This window comes from Massilia sp. CT11-108 (assembly GCF_047302915.1).
Taxonomy (GTDB): domain Bacteria; phylum Pseudomonadota; class Gammaproteobacteria; order Burkholderiales; family Burkholderiaceae_D; genus Telluria; species Telluria orientalis.
In genome coordinates this window covers 1-4,136 of the sequence record NZ_JBKYMO010000483.1, presented here as the reverse complement: position 1 = coordinate 4,136, position 4,136 = coordinate 1, and the positions used below count along the sequence as shown (strand labels likewise).

4 protein-coding genes are annotated in these 4,136 nt (G+C 65.7%); 2 read left to right on the top strand and 2 right to left on the bottom strand.

The window, feature by feature from the left end; genetic code table 11:
* The coding region (locus ACEN88_RS25845) for a LysR family transcriptional regulator (RefSeq protein WP_413344271.1) at positions 1-471 on the bottom strand (471 nt) is incomplete at its 3' end.
* 115 nt (positions 472-586) lie between these two features.
* Between ACEN88_RS25845 and ACEN88_RS25840 the strand changes: the two genes are divergently transcribed.
* Positions 587-1,408 carry a CmcJ/NvfI family oxidoreductase gene (locus ACEN88_RS25840; RefSeq protein WP_413344270.1) on the top strand — a complete coding sequence of 274 codons (822 nt, stop codon included), beginning with the start codon at positions 587-589 and terminating at the stop codon, positions 1,406-1,408.
* A 12-nt stretch (positions 1,409-1,420) separates the two neighbouring features.
* On the top strand, positions 1,421-3,403 hold the full coding sequence (locus ACEN88_RS25835; protein WP_413344268.1) for a non-reducing end alpha-L-arabinofuranosidase family hydrolase: 1,983 nt from the start codon (positions 1,421-1,423) through the stop codon (positions 3,401-3,403).
* A gap of 8 nt (positions 3,404-3,411) precedes the next feature.
* Here ACEN88_RS25835 and alr read toward each other — a convergent pair.
* On the bottom strand, positions 3,412-4,136 hold a 725-nt coding region (gene alr, locus ACEN88_RS25830; RefSeq protein ID WP_413344267.1), incomplete at its 5' end, for an alanine racemase.

The window sequence follows — 4,136 nt, the reverse complement described above, 5'->3', positions numbered from 1 at the left end:
CGGCGCCGCCGCGTCGGGGCAATAGCGGAGGGCGAGGTCCATGCCGTCGCGCTCCAGGTCCATCACGCGATTGGTGGCGGCGACGCGCACGTCGATGTCGGGCGCTCCGCGCTGGAAGGCGCCCAGCCGGGGCAGCAGCCAGAGCGCGGTGACGCCGATGGTGGCCGTGATCGTGATGCACGGCCGCTCGGCGGGAGGACGCAGCGTACCGATCACGGACCCCAGCTGTTCCAGCATCGGATCGGCATTCCGGAACAGGTGCCGGCCCTCGGGCGTGAACTCGATGCTGCGATACCCGCGCACGAACAGGCGGCAGCCGAGGGTCGCTTCCAGTGCCTGGATCTGGCGGCTGACGGCGGACTGCACGATGCACAAGTCCTGCGCGGCCAGCGTGATGCTCATGCGGCGGCCCACTGCGACGAAGGTGCGCAGCAGATCCAGTGGCGGCAGGTCGATCAGGCGGTTCGGCATGGGCAGGTTCCTGACATGCCGATTCGGCATGCGATACGGTCATTTTAAACGTTTGAAGGGCACGCCGCGACAGCTTGTAATGAAGATTCTTCGCCACTTCATCCAAGGACCCAGCATGCATCCGGCCACCGTCGACGCGACACTCGAGTACCTGCAAAGCGCAGACCGCAAACCCGTCACCTGGATGCTCGCGCCGCCCGGCGGGCATGCATGGGACACCGGCGATTACGCATCCATGCCCGTGACGATCCGCGACGGCCGCGCCGCCGGCGATCCGCCCGCGCTCGACCGTGAAGGCTTCCAGCTGTGCAGCGCTCCGAGCGCGATGCCGTCGTTCGCCGGGCGCGACGCCATAGAGCGCGTGTACTACCGCGAGATGGAGGCACTGGCGCGCGCCGTCACCGGGGCCAGCCGCGCCATCGTGTTCGATCACCTCGTACGCCGGCGCGATCCCGGAATCCTGGCGCCGTTCGGCGCGCGCGACGGCCAGCGTCCCAGCAGCGCCACGCGCGTCCATTGCGACTTCACGCCGGCGTCGGCGCAGCGCAGGCTGGCGCTCGAGATGGAAGCGCACGGCATCCGGTCGGCCCCGCGCCACGCGATCGTCAATCTGTGGCGCACGACAAGGCTGCCGGTACTGGACGCGCCGCTGGCGGTCTGCGATGCGCGCACCGTGGCACGGTCGGATCTGGTGGCGGCGGACATCGTCTACCCGACCCGCACCGGCGAGATCTTCGAAGTGCTGCACAACCCGGCCCACGCGTGGACGTATTTTCCTGCGATGCGGTTCGACGAGGTGCTGGTGTTCAAGCAGTACGATTCCCTGGACGGCATGCCATGCTTTACGCCGCACGCCGCGTTCGCCCATCCGGACACGCCGCCCGGCACGCCGCCGCGCGAGAGCATCGAGATCCGCTGCCTTCTCATCTTCGACTGACAGGAGCCGTACATGCATACGATCGAATTCTGGTTCGACTTCGGCAGCAATTACAGCTACCTGGGCATGATGCGGATTCGTGGTCTCGCGGCCGCTGCGGGTGTGCGGGTGGTGCCCAGGCCATTCCTGCTCGGGCCGATCTTCAAGGCGCAGGGGTGGGAGACGTCGCCGTTCGTGCTGCAAGAGGCCAAGGGGCGCTATGTGTGGCGCGACATGGAGCGGCAGTGCGCAAAATACGGCTTGCGCTGGCGGCGCCCGTCCGTCTTTCCGCGCAACGGGCTGCTGGCGGCGCGGGTCGCGTTGCAGGGGGAGGGGACGGCGTGGGAATTCGCATTCTGCGAGCAGGTCATGCTGGCCAATTTCGCGGATGACCGGGACATCGGCGACGAGGCGGTCATCGGCGCCATTCTTGCCGGGCTTGACGTGGAGAGCCGTGCGGTCATCGAGGCGGCGCGGTCGGACGCGTGCAAGTCCGCACTCCATGCGCGCACGGCGGCGGCCCAGGCCCGCGGCATCTTCGGCGCGCCCACGTTCTTCGCGGGCGACGAGATGTTCTGGGGGAACGACCGGCTCGAGGACGCGCTACGGGAACAAGCGCTGCGCCACCGCCAGGACGAGCGCCAGGGCCGCGAGGGCAACCAGGACGCCGGCCCAGCCGGGGTGCCCGAAGTTGAGCGTCCAACCCATCATCGGCGTGGCCTTGGGGACCAGCAGGCGCGTGTCGCGCTTGCTGGAATACAGGCCGAGCGGGCCGCGCCAGGTCCAGTTGGCCGGATTACGCCATTCGATCTCATTGATGTCGTCCTGCTTCATCTCTGCCGCCCCGATCGGACAATTTCATTGGCACGATTGGCGGAAAACATGCGTTTCCGCGATTTTTGGCATTCGATCCATAGCATACAATCTCCCGCGACCGCTTGCATCATTCAACGTGCCAACAATAGGAACACCATGAAACTTGGGAAGTGCATTCTCGGGGCGACATTCGCCGCTGTCCTGGCGAACAGTGCCGCCGAGCCCGTACAGGCGCCTGCAAAGTCGACGTTCAACTGGACGTCGAGCGCACCGCTGATATCGCCTCAACCGGCTGCAGGCCAGACGATTTACGGTGTAAAAGACCCGTCGATCGTGTACGTGAACGGAAAATATCACGTGTTCATGACGACCGCCGGCTCCAAAGGCTGGGGGCTCGCGTACACGAGCTTCGGGAAATGGACGGAAGCGGCGTCGGCAAAGATCGTCCCGCTCGACAAATCCCCGATGGGCCCGGGTTACCGCGCCGCGCCGCAAGTATTCTATTTCGCGCCGCAGAAGAAATGGTATCTCGTCTACCAGGGCGGCGACCCGCTGTATTCGACGTCGGACGATATCGGCGATCCGATGTCGTGGAGCGCCCCGAAACCGTTCTTTTCCGTTGTTCCGGACATCATCAAGCCACCGCAAGGGCAGGGCTGGCTGGACTTCTGGGTGATCTGCGACGACAAGAAATGCTATCTGTTCAATACCGATGACCATGGGCGCTTGCTGCGCTCGGAAACGGGGTTGAGCGAGTTCCCGAACGGCTTCCGCAATACCGTCGCGGTGATCAGCGAAAAAACCGAGGATGTATTCGAGGCCAGCAATACATACCGGATCGCGAATTCGAATACGTACATCACGCTGGTGGAGGCAATCTCGCCGAAAGGGCGCTACTTCCGCATCTGGAAGAGCGATCGCCTGGACGGAAAATGGGAACCGTTTTCGTCCGCGCCGATGAATACATTCGCCGGTAGCGATAACGTCGAACCGCTGTGGTCCGAAGGCATCTCGCACGGTGAAATGATCCGGACGAATGCCGATCAGACGATGACGATCGATCCTTGCCGACCTCTCGAATATCTTTTCCAGGGCAATGACCCGAAAGTGCGCGTGGACGATTACATCAAGCTGCCGTATCGCCTTGGTGTCATCACCGCGAAAGGCGACAATCCGGTGAGCGCGCTCTGCCGCCGGTAGGGCTTCGACTACCCGCCCAAGTAACGCCGCTCGAACCGCGCACCCATCCGCGTCAGCACTTCGTAGCCGATCGTCCCGGCCTCCGCCGCGACGACGTCGACATGCTGGTGCGGCCCGAGCAGTTCGACGGTCATGCCCGGCTGCAGGCGCGCGTCCGGAATGCCGGTGACGTCCAGCGTGATGCTGTCCATCGACACGGTGCCCGCGACCGGCACGCGCACGCCGTCGATATACGCGCTGCCGCGGCCGGACAGGGCGCGCAGCCAGCCGTCCGCATAGCCGATGGCGATGGTGGCGATGCGGCGCGTACCCTCTGCCACATAGCGCGCGCCATAGCCGACGGCGGCGCCGGCTTCGATCGTCCGTACCTGCACGATGCGTGCGTCCAGCGATACGGCCTGGCGCAGCGGGTTCACACCGCCCGGCTGGGGATTGATGCCGTACAGCGCGGCGCCGGGGCGCGCGAGGCCGTAATGGAAATCGGGCCCGAGGAAGACGGCCGACGAATTCGCGAGGCTCGCGGGCATGGCGGGAAACTGCGCGCGGATGGCGTCGAAGCGCAGGCGCTGGTACTCGTTCATCGGGTGGTCCGGCACGTCCGCGCAGGCCAGGTGGCTCATCAGCAGGACCGGGTCGAACGCGGCGAGCCAGTCGCGCGGTTCGCCCAGCGCGGCGAGATCGGCGGGCGCGAGGCCCATGCGCGACATGCCGCTGTCGACCTGCACCGCGGCCG